This is a genomic window from Methanosarcinales archaeon, assembly GCA_014859725.1.
In the GTDB taxonomy this organism is placed as follows: Archaea; Halobacteriota; Methanosarcinia; order Methanosarcinales; family Methanocomedenaceae; genus Kmv04.
On record JACUTQ010000028.1, the window covers coordinates 1 to 19,623 of the forward strand.

Sequence of the window (19,623 nt, forward strand, 5' to 3'; positions counted from 1 at the left end):
TCTATAGACCAGCATTCTGGATATTTTATTATAGGTAGTTTCGACAGCAATGCATTAATTAATAAAGCTATCGAGGATGGGAATTTTGAGAAAGCGCGTTACCAGGGTTATGAATATTATCTGGAAACGAGTTCCTTTGGATCCTCACAAGCCATAATGGAGATCGATGATGGATTGGTCCTTTTAGCCACTTCAGCGAGTGTGATCGAAGATGTGATCGACATTCAGAAAGGGGATAAAAATAGTCATTCAGGGGAACTGATGGATAAATATAATGCGTTAGATAGTGGGATCGTCAAGATCGCGTTTGAGGTCCCTGCCAATGTCAAAGAAGATATTGAAAACAGCAATTCAGGTCCTTACAACTTTGAATCTGTTAATGAAATAGAAATTATCACATATTTATTCCAGAAGAAAAGTTCCGCTATGACAAATACTGTGAATGTATACACCTCAGATTCAGCTTCTGCTGAAGATATCGCAGATGTAATTGATGGATTTCTAAAAATCTATAAAGGTATGATACCTGATGAAAACGCAAAGGAGACCATCGATAAAATAACAATAGAACAAAAAGGTTCTACTGTTACAATAAAATCGTCATCGACTGTTCAACAGATAAAAGATATGTCGAATTCATTCAGTCAAATGATGCCATATTAATTAAGACATTCGTGAATCAGCCCGGAGACCTCCCGGGCACATATTTTTTTTAATTTTGGATAATGTTCAGGTATAATTGGTCATAACCATATTTTTTTATAACAATTTCAGAACACTGCTCGATATCAATTTTTTGCAGTTCATCCAAAAGATATGATTTGTCTTCTATGATTATTTTCCGGTTCTGTGCATCATTGTCATATTTTAATTCAATAACCAGCCTGTTGTTATCAATTTCCGGCAGCGCGCTGTTATACACGATCTTACCCTTATTTAATATAACAAAGTTGTCGATCAGGGAACTGAAATCATCAATGTGATGAGAAGCTATAATAATGGTTGTCCCTCCCTGCTTTAGATCCTTAAGTAACGTGAGTACGGATTTTCGAGATTCCATATCCAATGTGGAAAGCGGTTCATCAAGAACGAGGATGTCAGGTTTATCTAACACAGAAAGGATTATGTCCATTTTTTTTGCATTTCCTGTTGACAGATCACTTGCATAGAAATCCTTCCACTGGGTAAGTTTTAAAAAATCAACCAGGTAGTCTGCCCACAGCTTGTCTTTCACTTTTTTTAATCCGGAAAAAAGTTTCAAATTCTGGTATACTGTTAAATTTTCATAAACCCTGGGGTCCTGGAACGCACATCCTATGGAAAGACCTTTTGGTTTTGTTAAGGACCCTGCTGTTATCTTGGTGAGCCCTACCAGGATATTTAATAGAGTGGTTTTTCCCGAGCCGTTGGGACCTGCTATTAAACATGCGGTGCCAATTGGAATGCTGAAGTTGACATTGTCCAGGGCCAGCTCTGTATCAAATTTCTTAGTAAGGCTATTGATATCTATACTTCCCAATTCAAACATCCCTGAATTTTTTCACTGAAAATACCAGAATAATTAATGTAATAATAGTTAATAGGACAATTCCTGTCATCCAGTCATTATAGATGGACATATCCACATTTTTAAGCATTGCTCCTCTTAACATGACCATAGAATAGTATGAAGGCAGCATAAGAGCCATTTTTTGCAGGTAGATCGGGAAAAATCCGACCGGATAAAAGGTGCCGCTGAACAGCAGTATTAAAAAAAGTATTAACGTGTTTATTAAATTCCCTGTTGTTGAAAACTTTGTTAAAAATGTTATTGACAAACTTATTGCAGAAAGATAGATCATTGTCAGAAGTACAATAATAAATGTATCAAGGTCAATAAAACCGGTTTCGAGCTGGATTATACTTTCTGACCATCTGAGTAATAATAATTGGACGATCACCAGCAATACAAAAAATAACATTTTTGCTGCAACCATACTGCCAAAGGTGCGTTCAATTTTCAGACGCCTGATCACATTGCGCTCATTACCCATGCTGTAGGGAAGGATAGTCAGTGCCATTAAGCAGGTCATCAGCATAATAAAGCCAGGCAGCATATATTCAGGCATAGACTTGCGATCATTTATCCTTTTTAATACAATATCAGATCCTTTGAAGGAGGTTGTGGTAAAATATATCTCAACATTATGGACAACATATTCTGATACTTTTTCTACAGGAACAAAGGAGTTGTCAACATAGATCTCAAATTCACCCTCACCAGCCATGGTCTGTGTTACATTGGGAGGGACTACAAATAAGAGATAAGCCTCCTCACGCTGTAATTTGTAAATTCCATCTGCTTCATTTACTCCTATAACAGGTTCTGAAAAGAGAGTTGTCCAACCTTCCACATAATCCATATCATCCTGCGTAACCTCATCGTTTTTTGCCACTATCAATATCGGAGTGTCTTTTGGTAATGACGTCCTGAAGGACCCGGCTATCTGGCCAAAAACCAGGGGTAGCATAACGATCAATAAAATAATGGAAATATTACGTTTGGTTAAGAGGACCTCTTTTTTTAACATTGAAAGGAGTTTTACCATTGTGACCCTTTATTGTATTGAAAATATTACTAAAATCTAATTTAACATCTAATCGATTTTATTTAAATTTGTCCAAAATATTCAAAGAAATGCTTCGTTCATACTACCACTTCTGAACCCTTCGAGATCCAGAGTAACATAGATATAACCGAGATCTTTCAATTTTTTAACAATAACGTCCCTGTTTTTTAATATATTTGAGAGATCGGCTGTTGCAACTTCAATTCGGGCCGTATTCCCATAATCACGCACCCTTAATTGGATTATTCCAAGACCCTGCAGAAATTCTTCAGCTGCTTCCACTCTTAATAGTCCTTCCTCAGTGATAGTATGGCCGTAAGGGAACCTGCTGGACAGACAGGCCTGCTGGGGTTTATTCCAGATTGATAATCCAAGAAATTTGGCCATCTTGCGTATCTCTTGTTTTGTTATACCCAGATCGGCAAATGGAGTCTTTACATCACATTCCAAAGCTGCTCTGTGTCCTGGTCTATGCCCGGTAATCTCGGATGCATTTGTCCCATCAGCCACTATCTCACAACCTAATTCCTGAGCCAGCCTATTCAAATCACGGAACATGCCGCTTTTGCAAAGATAGCACCTGTCCATAGGATTGTCTGCAAAACCCGGCTCCTCCAATTCATTATATGGGGTAATAATATGCCTGATTCCAATGGAGGAGGCTGTCTGTTTGGATAACTCAAGTTCGGCCCGGGGTAAGGTCTGGCTATCTGCCGTGACTGCTATTGCCTTATCCCCCAATGCTTGACAGGCCAGTGCCGCCAAAGTGCTACTGTCTACCCCACCGCTAAAAGCTAACAGCACACTATTATATTCTGCAAAATACCCTATAACTTGATTTATTCGATCCTGAATAGACTGGTCATCTCTAATATATTGAGATGAATTGGATATTTCACTCATATGGCGTTATTTACATGCAGATAGTAGTAAGGCTTTTGCCTTGTAAATGACCATTTGACGTTTAAGGTGTGTGAAATGAAGACGGTATTAGACATTGCAGAAAAAATTCAAACTATGGAGATACGGGGGGCGGCTACAATTGCGCGTTCGGCTGCTGAGGCTTTAAAGAATTACGCGCTCGAACTGGACTCATTATCTAAACCAGAATTTGACACTCAACTATCTAAAGCAGCTAAAATCCTGATTGACACAAGGCCTACAGCCGTATCACTGCCTAATGCTGTAAGGATTGTTATTTCTTATAAGGGAGATTCAGTTGATGAAGCACGATCTGATCTGGTACGACTTGCTGATAATTTTATTACCACGTCAAAGGAAGCGGTCCACAGAATAGGATTGATAGGCAGCCATCGTATTAAGGATGGGGACACAATTATGACCCACTGTAATAGCCAGGCAGCAATTTCCGTAATTAATGAAGCGCACCTTGCCGGAAAAGATATCAATGTCATTGCCACTGAAAGCAGACCAAGGCTTCAAGGTCATCTGACCATTGCCCAACTGAACAAATTGGGTATTAAGACCAGTCTGATAGTGGATTCAGCTGTCAGGTTCTTTATGAAAGATGTGGACCTCGTGGTGGTTGGTGCTGATGCAGTGACTGCAAATGGCAGCCTGATCAATAAGATAGGTACATCCCAACTGGCTCTGGCAGCCCATGAGAGCAGGACCAACCTGATAGTGGCAGCAGAGACACACAAGTTCTCTCCCCGCACCTTGATGGGTGAAATGGTTGAGATAGAAGAACGGGACATCAGCGAGGTCATCAAGTCTGATATCATATCATCCCTGGAAAATGTAGAAGTCAAGAATCCTGCATTTGATATCACACCTGCCAGTTATATTGATCTTATATGCACTGAAGTGGGTGCCATCCCTCCTGAAATGAGTTATATTATTATCCGTGATATACTTGGATGGGATATTCAGGAAATGATAGGGGCTATTTATCAATGAAGATAAAACCTTAGATGCATGAGATACATTATTGAATCATATTTTCCAATGGTGATTTTAATTTGAAACTTGGATTTGAACTTATATAATATGTATATTGTAATGGAGGCAAACAATGGAAATAGACCTTACAATTGATGGTGAAGATATTCCTATGAACAATTTTGTGGAAAAGATCATTGCAGGGATTGTAACGGGAGCAGCAGAATCCCTGAACGATGTGGAAAAAGACTGGAAAAACCTGCAATTAATAATAAAACGATAGGATCAGACTTTATTATTAATTATTAAAGACCAGGCGAGCCGTTTCAGTATCCAATTTAATTCCAATAGATCTGAGATATTGTGCTGCTCTGCCTTTGCCGTGAATTAATAGTTCTACGAGGTCTTTTGGCTCGTCAATATCAGTACTCATCATGAATGAATCATATATATCCATGCTCAGTCCTGCTTCCTTGGCGATCCTTACGTGGTCCAGAAAACTTGTACCGTAATAATCAACATGAAATTTATCAGGCTTTCGTATCAACAGGGCATTGGTCCCGCCTCCGGAACCTGGTACGATCACAATATCAGCAGTAAGCCTGGTTAGTTCCTGTATCTGTTTTTTAGTGACTAGAGGCATGTCTGCCATAATAATTAGCACTTCACCCATATTGTGACTTGCTAACTTATCCAGATATTCATTCAGAGCTTCATTCAAACCTTTTTCGCTTATGAGTACATTGACATGGGCAGGAAATTCTGTATTCATAATGCTGGAGATTGATGAATTTATAATCTCAATTTCATTGAATTTTCCAGAAGCTTCAAGTGCAAAAATTACATCCAATAGCATTTCAAGAGCCAAATCCTGCCGTTGGTTTTCAGATAGGATCCCAGATAGCCTGGTCTTTGCATTTACTTTTTTAAATGGTATTACTGCTCTCATTGATTGACATTCCTGGTTTGAAATTACTAATTATTGTCCTTCATATTATGTTTACCTATTTCCCACAGTTGCAAGGCAATATTCTCGATTTCTTCCCGGTTTTCAAGTCCTTCAAGCCATTTTTTCGGGATAGCATCAATTCCAAGGTATGCACCACTTATTGCACCTGCAATTGCTGCGATAGAATCTGTATCCCCACCGGCATTTATAGCTGTGATAATTGTCTTTGGAAAATCCAGGACATTGCTGGCAAAGCAATATAATGCGGATGGTACCACGTCCCTGGTCATAATTGATGTTTTGAGAATGGAGAAGGCATTTATTTGAGCCATATATCTCACATTTTCTACTAAACCTATTTTGTCTGCAAAAATAGGATCATACTTACCAGCCAGATTATCCATTGTTCTGATAATTGTATCAATATCGGCATTGCTTACGGCAAGAGAAACTGCTGCTGCCACAGCCACTGCTCCACCTATGGATTCATTGCTTTTATGGGTAGGCAAACTAGAGATCCTTGCTGTCTCTTCAAGCTTGATCAAATCATTATGAAATAATAAACCAATTGGAGAAACCCTCATAGCAGAACCGCATGTCGGAGCTTCTACACCGGATTCTGTCCAAGGAATACCTTCAAGTAATCTTTTACAGGCTGTAAGACTGTTACTTCCCCACCCCCGATTCAATTCAGGATTTGATTTCAGTATCTTATAATGATCGGCAAGCTTTTTTGAGAATAATACCGGATCGAATTTACCTGATTCTATGATGGTCTGTGCAATCATTATGGTCTGCTCTGTATCATCAGTATATTGCCCAGGTCTCAGTTTTTCATTAAAACTGCCTGGTCTTCCGGGTCCGTAATCGAATACTATTTTGAATTTTTGCATAATTTCAGTAGGATTCATGCCCTCGCTTTGCATCCCCAACGCATCGCCAATTGCACTGCCTAATAAACATCCCTGATATTTTTTCTTAAACATCCTATGTTATAAGAATATAAATACAAATAAATTTATCGAATTTAGTTAATAATTTGTAAATTTATTTCTTTGCACATATAATTATTTATTGCCTGGGAATATTAGAGATTTTTAAGTTTTGCAGAGATGTTGATAAATATATTCTCAAGTATAATTTAAAAATTAGATATAATAAAATATATATAGTATATTATATATTTTTAAATAATTCTGCTATTTTGAGGTGAAAAACATTAATATATGATATAAAAATATTATGGTAGTTCGATTTTATTGAATTTTATAAGCCTATATTTATATATAATAAATAGGTAGTGAAAGGGTATCCTTTTTAATTAAGAAATGCCACTGCAAATATAGCCTTAAATCAAAAATTTTTTGGTTTGTTACGCAGTATAAATTCCTATAAACTATGGTAATATATCCAATCAAATAACTGATATGTTAGAAGGAATATATTTTCTATAAATCATACTGGGTTTGTAGTCGGCAATACGCATATTCCTATAGTATGTGTAATTGTCGATATTGTGTAAATGTGGTATTTTTCATTTAATAAACATCGATCATATAGTATATGGTAATGTGTTGTATTAATCATCTTTCCTTGAATAAATAATGTGGAAATTGAATAAAAATAACCAGTGATAATATATCATTCGAATTATATTACATATTTCAATTCTGGTAAATTATCAATTATTTAGTTGAAAATATAAATAAGGTAAATATTATTATGTTTTAAAAAAATTCTTAAAATAAAAAGTTGCTTATATAAATTGATATTATAAATATGATTTAATATTGTTAATAGAATATATATATATATATTTCAGATTTAACTTATCAAAAAATGAGAATGTTTTAAAAAAAATAATTATGAAAAACAATTATTTATAATGCTGTCGAAAAAGTGAGAGTTAATCTTAATGACTATACTCTGCCATATGGTTTTTGCAAAAAATATAGGAATAAAATATTATTTGACAAAGATAGAGTATTTGGATTTCTGCTATGATTGTACCGTCGCAACTTTTGACAATGAACTGGCAACAAATGATGAATAAGTAGAAACGTATATATATAGATAATATAGAATTTATAATAAAGGATTATGAACAGCGCTTAAGGAGCGATGGATATGGGATCGTTAAGACATAAAATCGCGAAAAGATTAGAAAAATATCTGGAACTTGATACTAATGGAATAAGAAACCATATATTAAAAATATTTCTGGATATTAAGAATGCTACAGTAGAAGTGGTTTACATTATCATATCTAAAAAATATGATGTTTCGCATAATGTTGTAGCTTCAATGGTAGGGTATATTCACTCAAAATTGGGGATACTGAGAGCACATAAAGAATCCTACAAAACACCAATTTTATATTCCCTAAAAGAAGAATATATAGAATTAGTTAGATCAATAGTAAATAGACTATCAGTTAAACCGATCTCGACTTAACGATGAAAAACAAAATATCTATCTAGTAATTTATGTCATAGCGGAGCTAAGTTTTGTATAAATGACCTATGTAAAAGATGCACCCCGGACTTCAACGACTTTTATGGTACGTTCGGATTCAAATAGCAGGATAAGTCATTCAAGAGATCCATTTTATGAACTTATGCGAAGACTTTTCCAGGAAGAAAAAACAGCGGCAAGAGGTCAAAAATTTTTAATTAAAATAGAAGAGAGGCAAAAAAATAACGACCCAATAAAAACCAGTGAATGGAAGCAAATATCTGAAGAGTTGAATCTGGGAAAAGCCTCTTTTTATGCAATGAGAAACAAACTTCTTGGAGCCGGCATGATTACCAATAAGAATGGGGAATATCGATTATCCGGTCAATTCAGTAAAGACCTTAACGATCTCGCTTTGTGGTGGTGGACTGCTGTTCTAAAGAATAATCCCGAAAACCTTTAATGAATGAGGCCAACAATCTGGCTATTCAGATCAACGATTCTTTTAATAATTGTCTCGCTTCTTCCTTTTTTTTTGAGTATTACTACAATTTTGGATATTGGAAATATCTCATTATCATTCACCAAATTATCGGCGTGGGCTACTATTTTTTCTTCCAGAGTCACAGGCATGTAATTTCCTGGTGGGAGTCCCATTTTTCCCGCTTCTTCATCTGTTATCCCTGCTCCGATATGGTTAATAATAATGCCTATCAATCTTTCGGAAAGTCCGTATTCCCTGGCCAGGCAGGCACCTTCAATACCATGTTTAATGTCATGTGTCCTGGAACGCCCGATATCATGAAGCAGGCCACCAATTTTGACCAATTGAATATCCACTTTGAGCCCGTTTTTATTAATTTGTTTAGCAATTTCAGTGGCATATTCCGATACTATCAAACAATGCTGAATAACTCTTTCACTGCATCCCACCCTTTGCAGAATTTCAAGAGCACCGTCTTTATTCGGGATCAGGTTGCCTTTAACTCTTGAATCCGTTTTGATATGCATTCTTTCACTAACTCATTATCTTCAAAAACCACGTCCTCTCCGCAATTAGGACATAAGAAATCAATCTCAGCTACCGCATCAAATACATACCGACCGCAATTGTCCTTGCATACATAAAACATATTTTTATCTTCAAAATCAAATTTGGTCTGAAGATTACGAATAAGTTTTTTAATTTCAGAAATTAGCAGATCATTTATTCCACTTAGATCAAGATGCCATAAATAGGTCAACCAACCACTATCTTTGTTTCTTTCGCGTCGATAAGTAGCAAGCCTATTTTCAAAAAGTATGTATAATGTACGTCTCACAATATTTAAAGGCACATTTGTTAAATTTGCCACTTCTTCATCAGTGACCTCCTCTTCAGGCATGTTGAGGATAACAGCCATCCCTTCTTCTCCCACGAGATTCAATAATAGCCCTTGAATCACCGGGTTATCTAAGTCTACCAAAATATCACCTATGCATAATTGTGTATTATATATTCATTAATCTTTTGTGTTGTTCAGCTTTTCCAATAGACCATTAACAAGATACTTTACCTTTTTGATAGCCTCTATTCGATCGGTTCCTGTTACTATGAAAGATACTACAGGATCATCTTTTTCAAACATTACACCTTCTGCGGGGACATCGGCGACAGTATCTTGATCAAGGCACTCCAATAAATACGTATTTGTTTTTTGGGTCATGTAAAATTTATCAGGTGCAAAGAATATTGCCTTAACGCAGTGACATTGATAATCACTGAACACAGGCAGTTTTCCTTCAAAAGCATCACTATGTGCCTTAAAGATATTGATACCAGTGGCTTTTTCTATAGTATCAATGCTTCCCTGAAATCTTGGGTTTACCTCCAGGACCATGGGTCCATTATCAGTAATTATGAAATCTATTCCATTAGTACCAACCAATTTTAAATCGATTGCAAGATTGACTGCAATATCGTACAGCTTTTTATTATGTTTTGAAAAATATGGTGTAATATTGCCGCAGTAGGCAAAGGGCATTTGAGTCAGTTCCGGAATACCTGATAATTGTTCATTAACAGCAATGGCAACTGCTTTTTTTCCTGTTGAAATTACTGATACGCTTACAACTGCGCCTCTGATAAATTCCTGGATTAAAAATTGGTCCTTATTATTACCAATCTGCTCCAAAGCTGTTCTAAGATCATCCGGATTTTCTATTAAAATATTATCTATTCCACCTGCACCATATCTGGGTTTTAACATGGCAGGGAATCCCTTAGTCCAGTCGTCTGGTGTGGATAATGAATCTAATGAAAACGTTACTGGATGTGGAATGTTTTTAGCCTTTAATGTGTTTGACAGCCAGATCTTATCAGATACTTTTATAACAATGTCTTGTTGATTATTCAGAATTGGGGTGTTACTGCCAATTATTTCATATGCCCATTGTCCAAGGTGTTCAAATCCTGGTCCCAAGACTAATAAATCGACAGGTAGAAAAGCTTTAATGGAAGGTATTAATTCGTTCAGATCAATATTTTGAACATCTTTGATATCATGAGTAATGGACTTTTCCGAGCAACCTTCCAGATCCTGATCTGCAAAATTGCTTATAGAATATACAGTATAACCAGCGCGTCTTGCAGAACAGACTATATGACGTGTATTAAATCCAATTACCAGGATATTCATTTCGAACCACCAATATCATTGCACTATACTGGCTGCTTCTGAAGCCGCTCCTGCCTGGCCAATAATTGTAACATTGTCCCCTTCTTCTATGACAGTATTCCCATGGGCTATGATTGATTGATCTCCACGTCTTACCAGAACTATCAGGCTGTCTTTGGGAAGATCAACTTCTTTAATGGCTTTTCCGATAACTTTCGGATTGTTTACCTCGATTTCGATTATATCTCCCTGGGTACCTACTTCGCACATTGTGAACAGGTCATGCCGCCCTACCATGTTCTCCAGGATGATGGCAGCAGATATTACCGGACTCATAGACCGTATGCCCATCTCAGAAAATAATTGCACATTATTAGGATCATTTACCCTGGCAACCAGCATATCACTTGAAAATCCGAATTTACTTTTTGCGATCTGGCATGCCAGCAGGTTGACGTTATCTCGATCTGTTGTTGCTATAATGTACTTTGCATGTCTAATTCCTGCCTTTTCAAGTACATTAATATCGTTACCATCACCATTAACTGCTTTTATACCCAGATTCATGACCATCTGGCAGTTATTCTTGTCAGTGTCAACTACTACCACGTTTTCACCGCGGTTATCAAACCTCTGGGCGAGCTCTCTGCCCACCCCTCCTCCTCCAATCAATAATATTTCCATAGGTATCACTCCTAATTTCTTTGCAATCGTACCGGCAAAAATTCCTGGCAATAAGACAGAGAAGATCACTGTCAAAAATACCAGTCCTACCAATACATCTACCTGTCCGCCTGAATCAAGTCCCCTCATACGTATTGCAAAATATGTGACCATTGATGCAGGTACCACACCTCTGGGTGAGATAACAGAAATAAAGAATTTATCCTTAAAAGAAAGCGTAGAACTGTTAGTTGATGCAAATACTGATACTGGTCTAATCACGAATAATAACAATGCAATAATAATTAAACCTGGAATTCCTATCTTCCAGATGAATTCAAATCGTATCAACGAAGCCAGAAGAATAAATATAATAGACAGTAAAATTACTACCAGGTCACCCTTGAACTCTTTAATGGATTCTATATGATTTACTTCAGTGGTACCTATTATAAAAGCTAAGATCGCGACTGCCAGTATCCCGGAACCGTTCCCGAACAGTTCGGCTCCGGTGAAGGTGAGAATGACCATTGTCAATGTAAAGATCCTTGCATATTGGGCTGTGACCATTGATATGTTCTGCAAGACGTAAGTAAGAATGATTCCTCCTATAAAGCCGATTACCAGGCCCATTCCAACCCTGGTAGCCATCTGTCCCAGTGCATTTGTCCCAGGTATGTCCAGTAATACCCATTCAAAGACCAATGCTGCCAGTATCACACTGATCGGGTCATTGAGCACGCCTTCAACTTCCAGTATCTTGCTGATCTTCTGTTTTACGTGTATCTGTTTGACCAGAGGTGTTATGACAGTGGGGCCTGTTGCCGAGACAATGGAACCATATAATAATGCAATCCCGGGATCAACATTCAACAGATAGTAGGCAGCAAGTGATGCTCCTGTGAAGGTTATTAAAACTCCAATAGTGATCAGATAGAGAATGCTCTTTTGTAGAGTTCGTATATGCCTCACATTGATCTGCAGCCCTCCATCAAAGACAATGATAGCTACTGACAATGCAACTATTGCTTCCAGTTCCTGTTCTAAATTCGATGAATCTATAATATTGAGGAATTCCGGTCCTAATAATATGCCAAAAAGTAACAGAAAGACAATACTGGGTATTTTAATTAGCTTTCCAAGTATCTGAGAGCCAATCCCAATCAGAAGAACAACTGCAAGGATTGCCAGTATGGACCAGGACATACTAATAAAGCCCCATTTTTTTTATTTTAAGTTTAGAAATATTTTGAAGCGCTTTTTACTGCACAGGCGATTAAATTTGCACTCTTTTTAAGATCCTCTAGATCCACGACCTCCACGGGAGAATGGATATATCTCGAAGGTACACTTATCACAGCAGATGGAATTCCGCTTTTGGTAAGATGAATAGCAGTTGCATCAGTTGTGCCTCCATCTGCAACGTCGAGCTGGATGTCAATATTTTCTGTTTTGGCAGTTTCTTTTAGCCATTTTATGACCTTTTCAGTAACTATCAGACCCCTTCCCGCCGCATCAAGAATAGTGATGGCCGGGCCCTTACCCAATTCAATAGCACTTTGTTTCTTCTCAATCCCTGGATGGTCGCCTGATACCGTTACGTCTGAGACTATTGCTACATCAGGATCAAGACTGAAAGCACTGATCCTGGCCCCTTTCAAGCCAACCTCTTCCTGCACAGTCCCAACAGCATAGACTGTTGCATCCACATCCATTTCATGGATCATCCGCATAGCCTCTATCATTATAACACATCCGGCCCTGTCATCAAAAGCCTTGCCAGTAACCCTGTTGTTGCCCAGTCGGGTAAACTGGCGGTCGATTGTGGCAGTTACGCCTGGAATCACACCCATTTTTTCAGCATCTTCCTTGTCTTTTGCTCCTATGTCAATGAACATATTTTCTGCTTCAACTGGTTTTTTTCTCTCTTCGTCTTTCATGGCATGCGGAGGTTTGGCACCGATAACGCCATAGATATCTCCTTTTTCAGTATTGAGAATTACTCTTTGGCTATGAAGGGTCTGGTCGAACCAGCCGCCAAGTTTGACAAAATAGATAAAACCATTTTCATCTATGTATTTTACCATTAAACCGATCTCGTCCATATGAGCAGCGATCATAATGGAGGGAGAACCTCTTTTCCTGGTTGCGATCAGATTGCCCATTTTATCAGTTTTGATCTCGTCTGTGTAAGGCCGCAGCTTTTTTTCAAGAAGTTGGCTTACATTGCCTTCATAACCTGATACACCATGTGTGTTTGAAAAAATATGTAAAGTTTCATCCAGTTGTTCCATAAACATCACCCAATGGTAACATTAAACAACTTTAGTGTTATTAATATTATCTGCTAAAAGTATAGAGCCAACATAAATCATCATATTTATGTATCTAAATTGACATTTAATAATTATGGTAATGCAACCTATCATCTATCAAATGATTACAGCTGCTTTTATTATTTTTATATTGATGATTATTACCCTTATGTCAATTCTGGGATTATTTCTCATACAAAAGAAAAGGGCAATTCGAAGATTGTACTTGCTAAGACCCATCTTCGTCGAGCTTCTCAGAAGTAAGACTAACGAGGTCGCAACCATCATAAAAGTGCCAAATCTGTTAGGTGATCCCATGGAGGTGAAGGTGCCGTTGTACAGTATCGAGACAATAAGGCGTGAATTGGTCAAAAATGGTGAGAAAAAACACCTGTTGTGGCTCTCTATATTGGTTTGCACGGCCTATGAAGATGTATTGAGTTTCAAGAATGAAATTATTATTAGCATGAAAAATGACCTGGAATCACAGGGACTTGACAAGGAATCGGAAAATCTTACAGATATCTGTAAATTTCCGATTTCAGCATTTACATTTTTCAAGGTACTTACCTGTATTATGGAAAGTACTATTGTTCCGTCATCAAATTTTTATGAGATAAGGAAAAATGCTGATGGGTATAACTTCACCCGGGATGTTAATACTATACGAAAATTCAATATAATTATTGGATATTTCAAGTATTCAGGGCTGTTAATTCCGGGTCTTATTATTTCCGGAGTATTACTCCTTTATCCAGGGTCCGTACCAGAACCGGTAATCTGGATACTGTTGTTGATAGTGATAGTAATAATATGTTTGATAATATTAGGGTCATTTATCATAGATAAAAAATTATCAAAACCATTGACATGCAAAGATATTGAATTTGAGATAAAACAGAACATTCCAGCTCTGAAAATACGGACGTAAGGGGCTCGTGTCAAATTGGTATTCTTATCTGATGTTCATACCCATATATTTCCTGAAAAGATAGCATCAAAAGCCATACAGGGAATGGAACACCAATATGGAGTTAATAAAAACCGATTATCCTTTCAGGGACCTTGGTGGAAACCATGAATATCATGAATATGGATATTGAAAAAAAGCATATAGAAATGATACTGTGTGGTAATACTGCACGACTGTTCAAAATAGATGGTGTTGTTGGTGATGAATGTTGAGGACTATTGACTGGAATGATGAAAATGATACCATAATTATGGTTGACCAAACTCTGTTACCTCAAGAATATAAGTTGATCGAGTGCAATGCTCTTGGATCCCTTTCTGAGGCAATAAAATCACTAAGGGTTCGGGGTGCCCCTGCACTGGGTGCTGCCGGGGGATTCGGGATCGCACTGGCAGCTGCCAGGAGTACTGCAAGGTCAATGGAAGAATTAATGAATGAGCTTGCTGCTGCGGGGGATATGATAAAAGGGACCAGACCAACAGCTGTGAACCTGGCCTGGGGAGTGGACCGGGTATTGAAAGCTGCTATGGATGCATATGATATTGATAGCATTCGTAAAATCGTGAGACAGGAAGCTAAGGCAATAGCCGACGAGGATGTGGAACTTAATAAACGCCTGGGTGCGCATGGTGCCGAACTACTGGAGGACGGGGATACTGTGATGACACACTGCAATGCGGGCCGGATGGCGTGTGTTGACTGGGGTACGGCCCTGGGTGTGATACGCAGTGCTGTGGAGATGGGGAAGGATATCAAGGTTATAGCCTGCGAGACCCGGCCCCTGAACCAGGGCAGCAGAATCACTGCGTGGGAGTTGATGGAAGACAAGATCCCTGTGACCCTGATCACTGACAGCATGAGCGGTCATGTGATGCGCGAGGGAATGGTGGACAGTGTTATCGTGGGTGCTGACAGGATCACGCAGGATGCGGTGTTCAATAAAATAGGCACTTATACCCACAGTATTGTGGCAAATGAACATGGTGTGCCTTTCTATGTGGCAGCTCCGATATCAACATTTGATTTTGAAAGGATGGAGGATGAGGTGGAGATAGAACTGCGGGACGGCGATGAGCTGCGATTCATGGCGGGACGACAGATCGCACCGCTGAATGTGGAGGTTTATAACCCGGCTTTTGATGCTACGCCTATGGAGAATGTGACAGCTATAATTACTGAGAATGGTGTGTTCAGGCCGCCGTTTTTGGTGGATGAGGTTCGTTTTGCTCAATGATAATGATTGTAAAAAATCAGACAATTCAATCCTCTACTCAATATATGTCTAGAATAGAAGCAATTCGTCATCAAATCTCACAATATCATCCTCACCCACATACTCCCCAAGCTGCACTTCTATGATCTCAAGTGCAAACTTTCCTGGATTAGATAACCTGTGCTTTACCCCGGGACTGATAAAAGTACTTTCCCCCTGATGCAGGAAAAACTTCTTTTTACCTACATGCACGCATGCGGTCCCTGTAACCATTACCCAATGCTCACTCCGGTGATGGTGAAGCTGCAGGCTTAATGTCTTTCCAGGTATCACCCGGATCTTCTTTATCTTGTACCGCTCTGAATCCTCCATGACCGTATATGATCCCCAGGGGCGGTACACCGTTCTATGAAGTGTATGAAGTGAAGCACGTTCATCGTTTCGATCTTTAAGTACACCCACGATGTCCTTTACTTTCTGGCTGCTTGAACGAGGACAAACAAGCAAGGCATCTGGTGTGTCAACTACCACCATATTATCAATGTCTATTAACGAGACCACTTTTTCTTCTGTGGATTGGATAATATTGCCGGAAGAATCCATTGAAATACTTTCACAACAGAATTTTACATTCCCGAACTCATCTTTTTCGAATTCATCATACATGGCATCAAAATTACCCAGATCGCTCCAATTAAAATCAAGCTTTACAACAGCCACATTATCTGATTTTTCCAAAAGGCCATAGTCAACTGATATGGCAGATATATCGCTGTATATCTCATTGATATTCTTATTTGATGTAAAAGTTTCCAATAATTCAGGTGCATGTTTTGAAAGTTCTGATGAAAATACTTCGGTATTGAATAGGAACATACCGCTGTTCCATAAGTAGCCGCTATCTACATATTTTTTCGCTTGTTTAATATCTGGTTTTTCATTAAATTCCGAAACCTTGTATCCTGCCCCAACAGCTTCTCCGGGTTTGATGTACCCATACCCTGTATGAGGTGATTTGGGAACAATTCCAAATGTAACAAGGTATTCCTTTGCAAGATCCTTTGCAGCAGCAATAGTATCCATTGCCCCCATATCCATGATATGATCTGATGAAAATATCCCAACATCTGATACGCCGAATATCTTCTCGATCTCACTTATGCCAAAGCATATAGCAGGTAATGTATTCTTACCTTCGGGTTCAATTAACAGGTTGTTACCAGGAAGGGAAAATCCCAGCTCTTCTATCTGACCGATTACGAAAAATTTCTGTGATTCATTGGTTACTACAAATATTTCTGAAATTTTAGATACTGCTAAACATCGTTTGAAAGTATCCTGAAACAATGATGATTCGCCTAATTTTAAGAATTGTTTCGGATAATACTCCCTGCTTAATGGCCACAGGCGTGTTCCGGACCCACCTGCAAGAATTATAGATTTTATGATGTACCACCTTGTATTACCTAGAATATGTTTTACATTATTGAGACGTTGAATAACAATAAAGATATATCTACTTGAAAAAACCAATAATTTGTCGTATTATTATGGTTATATTTAATAAGGTTAGAATTATGATAAGACCATGAATCTTACATATAAAATAATCTCATCCCACATTGTCGAAGGTAAAATGCAGCCCGGACAAGAAATAGCTATCAAGATCGACCAGACATTGACCCAGGATGCAACAGGTACCATGGCATACTTGCAGTTCGAAGCTCTTGATATCCCGAAAGTCATGGTACCTCTGGCCGTAAGCTATGTGGATCATAACATGCTCCAGGCTGGATTTGAGAATGCCGACGACCACCGTTTTCTCCAGACATTTGCCTGCAAGTATGGCATCCAATTCTCAAAACCCGGTAACGGAATCTGCCACCAGGTAAACCTTGAGAGGTTCTCAAAGCCTGGAAATACCATGGTTGGCTCTGACAGCCATACACCTACTGGCGGAGGAGCAGGTATGCTGGCAATAGGTGTTGGCGGGCTTGATGTAGCAGTAGTCATGGGCGGAGCACCCTATTATGTTAAAATGCCAACTGTGGTGGGTGTAAAACTGACCGGCAAACTTAACCCCTGGGTCAGTGCCAAGGATGTTATTCTTGAAATGCTTAGAAGACTTACTGTCAAAGGCGGTGTCGGTAAGGTCTTTGAATATTACGGGCCTGGGTGTGCAACCCTGTCAGTACCGGAGAGGGCCACAATTACCAATATGGGGGCCGAACTTGGAGCTACATCTTCCCTCTTCCCATCCGATGCTATTACCAGGCAGTTCTTTGAGATACAGGGCAGACCGGATGACTGGAAACCAATAACAGCAGACCCTGATGCCGAATATGACGAGCATATCGAGATAAACCTCAGCGAACTGGAGCCCATGATGGCAAAGCCGGGATCTCCTGATGCGGTAGTAAAGGTGTCTGAAATTGAGGGCACACCTGTGCAGCAGGTCATTATAGGTTCATGCACTAATTCCAGTTACAAAGACCTGATGACAGTGGCTGAGACTTTAAAAGGTAAGAAGGTACATCCTGATTTGAGTTTCCATATCACACCAGGTTCCAGGCAGGTATTGGAGACCATAATCCGCAACCGGGCACTGGCTGAAATGGTATCTGCAGGAGCGCGTATTATGGAGACTACATGTGACGGCTGCATCGGACTGGGTTCATCCCCGCCATCGAGTTCAGTATCCATAAGGTCCTTTAACAGGAACTGGGCGGGACGTTCCGGCACCATGGATGATAGTGTTTACCTGGCCAGCCCCGAGGTATGTGTGGCGGCCGCGCTGACAGGGAAAATAACCGACCCCAGGAAACTGGGTGAGTACCCTAAGGTTGTGTGGCCTGAAAGTTTTGTAGCAGATGATTCCATGATCATTAAACCATCCTTTGATCCCGACTCTGTTGAAGTGATACGGGGTCCGAATATCAAACCACTACCAAAAGCCGAACCTCTATCCACAAAACTTGAAGGGCAGGTCCTTATCAAGCTGAAGGATGACATCAGCACTGATGGTATAATGCCTGCAGGCCCGAAGATACTGCCACTTCGCAGCAATATCCCTGCCATCAGTGAATTTGTGTTCTCCCAGATAGACCCTGATTTTCCAGCCAGAGCTATGGAGCATCAGGGTGGTTTCATCATCGGCGGCCTTAACTACGGCCAGGGTTCCAGCAGGGAACATGCAGCACTGGCACCCATGTACCTGGGCGTGAAAGCGGTCATTACTAAATCATTTGCCAGAATTCATAAAGCCAATCTTGTAAATTTTGGCATACTGCCATTGGAATTTGCTGACCCGGCAGGTTATGAAGCAGTGAAGCAAGGCGACACCTTAAGATTTAGTGGTGTCAGGGAACTGATAAAGGAAGGTGCCACCAGCATACCTGTACAGGTGGATTCGAATACTTTTGAGTGCAACCTGGATATTTCAGACAGGCAGCGGGAGATCATACTGGCAGGCGGGCTGCTGAACTATACGAAGATGAGGCATGGTTAGAACTTTTTGGGTCAAAAGTTGCGACAGCACACCCAACCGCAGCAGGGCATGACGTGCCGTCGTTTTCCCTCTCGACCTACTTTTATGGTAGGCTACAAGACACTTATTTTTTTGATCTCGCAAGAATAGTGGGCACTTTCCCATTTTCCAGTTATTTTTCAGACGCCGACTTTAGGTAAAATCGGTGTAAATCAGTGTTAATCCGCGTCTGAAAAAATAAAAAGACACGGATTTCGCGGATTTACACGGATTTGTAATCGCATCTGCATCTGATATATTCGTTGGAATAACTGGATTTTGGAACTGTGCCGAATAGTGTATATACGAACGCGGATGAACGCAGGCGTGCCGAGCTAAGCTCATATTCGCCAGCTGGTGAA

Annotated in this window: 19 protein-coding genes; 8 read left to right on the forward strand and 11 right to left on the reverse strand. The window is 39.3% G+C overall.

Annotation, left to right across the window (positions count from 1 at the left end; all coding sequences use genetic code 11):
- On the forward strand, positions 1–663 hold a 663-nt coding region (locus tag IBX40_03860; protein ID MBE0523456.1), incomplete at its 5' end, for a hypothetical protein.
- Positions 664–712: 49 nt separating this feature from the next.
- On the opposite strand, the gene IBX40_03865 is transcribed toward IBX40_03860, so the two are convergent.
- The 3 genes from IBX40_03865 to larE form a co-directional block, all read right to left on the reverse strand.
- Complete coding sequence (locus IBX40_03865; protein MBE0523457.1) at positions 713–1,519, reverse strand: ABC transporter ATP-binding protein; 807 nt, start codon at positions 1,517–1,519, stop codon at positions 713–715.
- A gap of 1 nt (position 1,520) precedes the next feature.
- Positions 1,521–2,570, reverse strand: coding sequence for an ABC transporter permease (locus IBX40_03870; GenBank protein MBE0523458.1), 1,050 nt, complete (start codon positions 2,568–2,570; stop codon positions 1,521–1,523).
- A 99-nt stretch (positions 2,571–2,669) separates the two neighbouring features.
- Positions 2,670–3,512, reverse strand: a complete 843-nt coding sequence (larE, locus tag IBX40_03875) for an ATP-dependent sacrificial sulfur transferase LarE (protein MBE0523459.1) — start codon at positions 3,510–3,512, stop codon at positions 2,670–2,672.
- A 75-nt stretch (positions 3,513–3,587) separates the two neighbouring features.
- Between larE and IBX40_03880 the strand changes: the two genes are divergently transcribed.
- Both IBX40_03880 and IBX40_03885 read left to right on the forward strand, forming a co-directional pair.
- Positions 3,588–4,529, forward strand: coding sequence for a ribose 1,5-bisphosphate isomerase (locus tag IBX40_03880; protein ID MBE0523460.1), 942 nt, complete (start codon positions 3,588–3,590; stop codon positions 4,527–4,529).
- A 115-nt stretch (positions 4,530–4,644) separates the two neighbouring features.
- A complete protein-coding gene (locus tag IBX40_03885) occupies positions 4,645–4,794 on the forward strand; it encodes a hypothetical protein (GenBank protein ID MBE0523461.1) in 150 nt (49 codons plus the stop codon).
- Positions 4,795–4,809: 15 nt separating this feature from the next.
- Here the strand turns inward: IBX40_03885 and cofC are convergent, their stop codons facing one another.
- Positions 4,810–5,460 carry a 2-phospho-L-lactate guanylyltransferase gene (gene cofC, locus IBX40_03890; protein ID MBE0523462.1) on the reverse strand — a complete coding sequence of 217 codons (651 nt, stop codon included), beginning with the start codon at positions 5,458–5,460 and terminating at the stop codon, positions 4,810–4,812.
- A gap of 26 nt (positions 5,461–5,486) precedes the next feature.
- On the reverse strand, positions 5,487–6,446 hold the full coding sequence (locus IBX40_03895) for an ADP-ribosylglycohydrolase family protein (GenBank protein ID MBE0523463.1): 960 nt from the start codon (positions 6,444–6,446) through the stop codon (positions 5,487–5,489).
- Positions 6,447–7,587: 1,141 nt separating this feature from the next.
- Here IBX40_03895 and IBX40_03900 point away from each other — a divergent pair.
- A complete protein-coding gene (locus tag IBX40_03900) occupies positions 7,588–7,914 on the forward strand; it encodes a DUF2551 domain-containing protein (GenBank protein ID MBE0523464.1) in 327 nt (108 codons plus the stop codon).
- A 61-nt stretch (positions 7,915–7,975) separates the two neighbouring features.
- Entirely contained in the window at positions 7,976–8,377 is a 402-nt protein-coding gene (locus tag IBX40_03905; protein MBE0523465.1) for a hypothetical protein, read from the forward strand.
- On the opposite strand, the gene IBX40_03910 is transcribed toward IBX40_03905, so the two are convergent.
- Genes IBX40_03910 through IBX40_03930 form a run of 5 tightly spaced genes read right to left on the reverse strand, consistent with a single transcriptional unit; the run spans position 8,374 to position 13,528 of the window.
- A complete protein-coding gene (locus IBX40_03910; protein MBE0523466.1) occupies positions 8,374–8,925 on the reverse strand; it encodes a TIGR00295 family protein in 552 nt (183 codons plus the stop codon). The genes IBX40_03905 and IBX40_03910 overlap by 4 nt on opposite strands.
- Positions 8,886–9,380, reverse strand: a complete 495-nt coding sequence (locus IBX40_03915; GenBank protein MBE0523467.1) for a transcription factor — start codon at positions 9,378–9,380, stop codon at positions 8,886–8,888. The genes IBX40_03910 and IBX40_03915 overlap by 40 nt, the downstream gene beginning before the upstream one ends.
- 36 nt (positions 9,381–9,416) lie before the next feature.
- Positions 9,417–10,592, reverse strand: coding sequence for an ATP-grasp domain-containing protein (locus IBX40_03920; GenBank protein ID MBE0523468.1), 1,176 nt, complete (start codon positions 10,590–10,592; stop codon positions 9,417–9,419).
- 15 nt (positions 10,593–10,607) lie between these two features.
- Entirely contained in the window at positions 10,608–12,440 is a 1,833-nt protein-coding gene (locus tag IBX40_03925) for a cation:proton antiporter (protein ID MBE0523469.1), read from the reverse strand.
- Positions 12,441–12,472: 32 nt separating this feature from the next.
- Positions 12,473–13,528 (reverse strand): M42 family metallopeptidase, encoded by a 1,056-nt coding sequence (locus IBX40_03930; GenBank protein ID MBE0523470.1) that lies wholly within the window; start codon positions 13,526–13,528, stop codon positions 12,473–12,475.
- 115 nt (positions 13,529–13,643) lie between these two features.
- Between IBX40_03930 and IBX40_03935 the strand changes: the two genes are divergently transcribed.
- Positions 13,644–14,480, forward strand: a complete 837-nt coding sequence (locus IBX40_03935) for a hypothetical protein (protein ID MBE0523471.1) — start codon at positions 13,644–13,646, stop codon at positions 14,478–14,480.
- A gap of 247 nt (positions 14,481–14,727) precedes the next feature.
- On the forward strand, positions 14,728–15,756 hold the full coding sequence (locus tag IBX40_03940) for an S-methyl-5-thioribose-1-phosphate isomerase (protein ID MBE0523472.1): 1,029 nt from the start codon (positions 14,728–14,730) through the stop codon (positions 15,754–15,756).
- A 48-nt stretch (positions 15,757–15,804) separates the two neighbouring features.
- Here the strand turns inward: IBX40_03940 and IBX40_03945 are convergent, their stop codons facing one another.
- Positions 15,805–17,181, reverse strand: a complete 1,377-nt coding sequence (locus tag IBX40_03945) for a mannose-1-phosphate guanylyltransferase/mannose-6-phosphate isomerase (GenBank protein ID MBE0523473.1) — start codon at positions 17,179–17,181, stop codon at positions 15,805–15,807.
- 142 nt (positions 17,182–17,323) lie between these two features.
- On the opposite strand from IBX40_03945, the gene IBX40_03950 reads away from it, so the two are divergent.
- A complete protein-coding gene (locus IBX40_03950; protein MBE0523474.1) occupies positions 17,324–19,243 on the forward strand; it encodes an aconitate hydratase in 1,920 nt (639 codons plus the stop codon).
- Positions 19,244–19,623 lie beyond the last annotated feature (380 nt).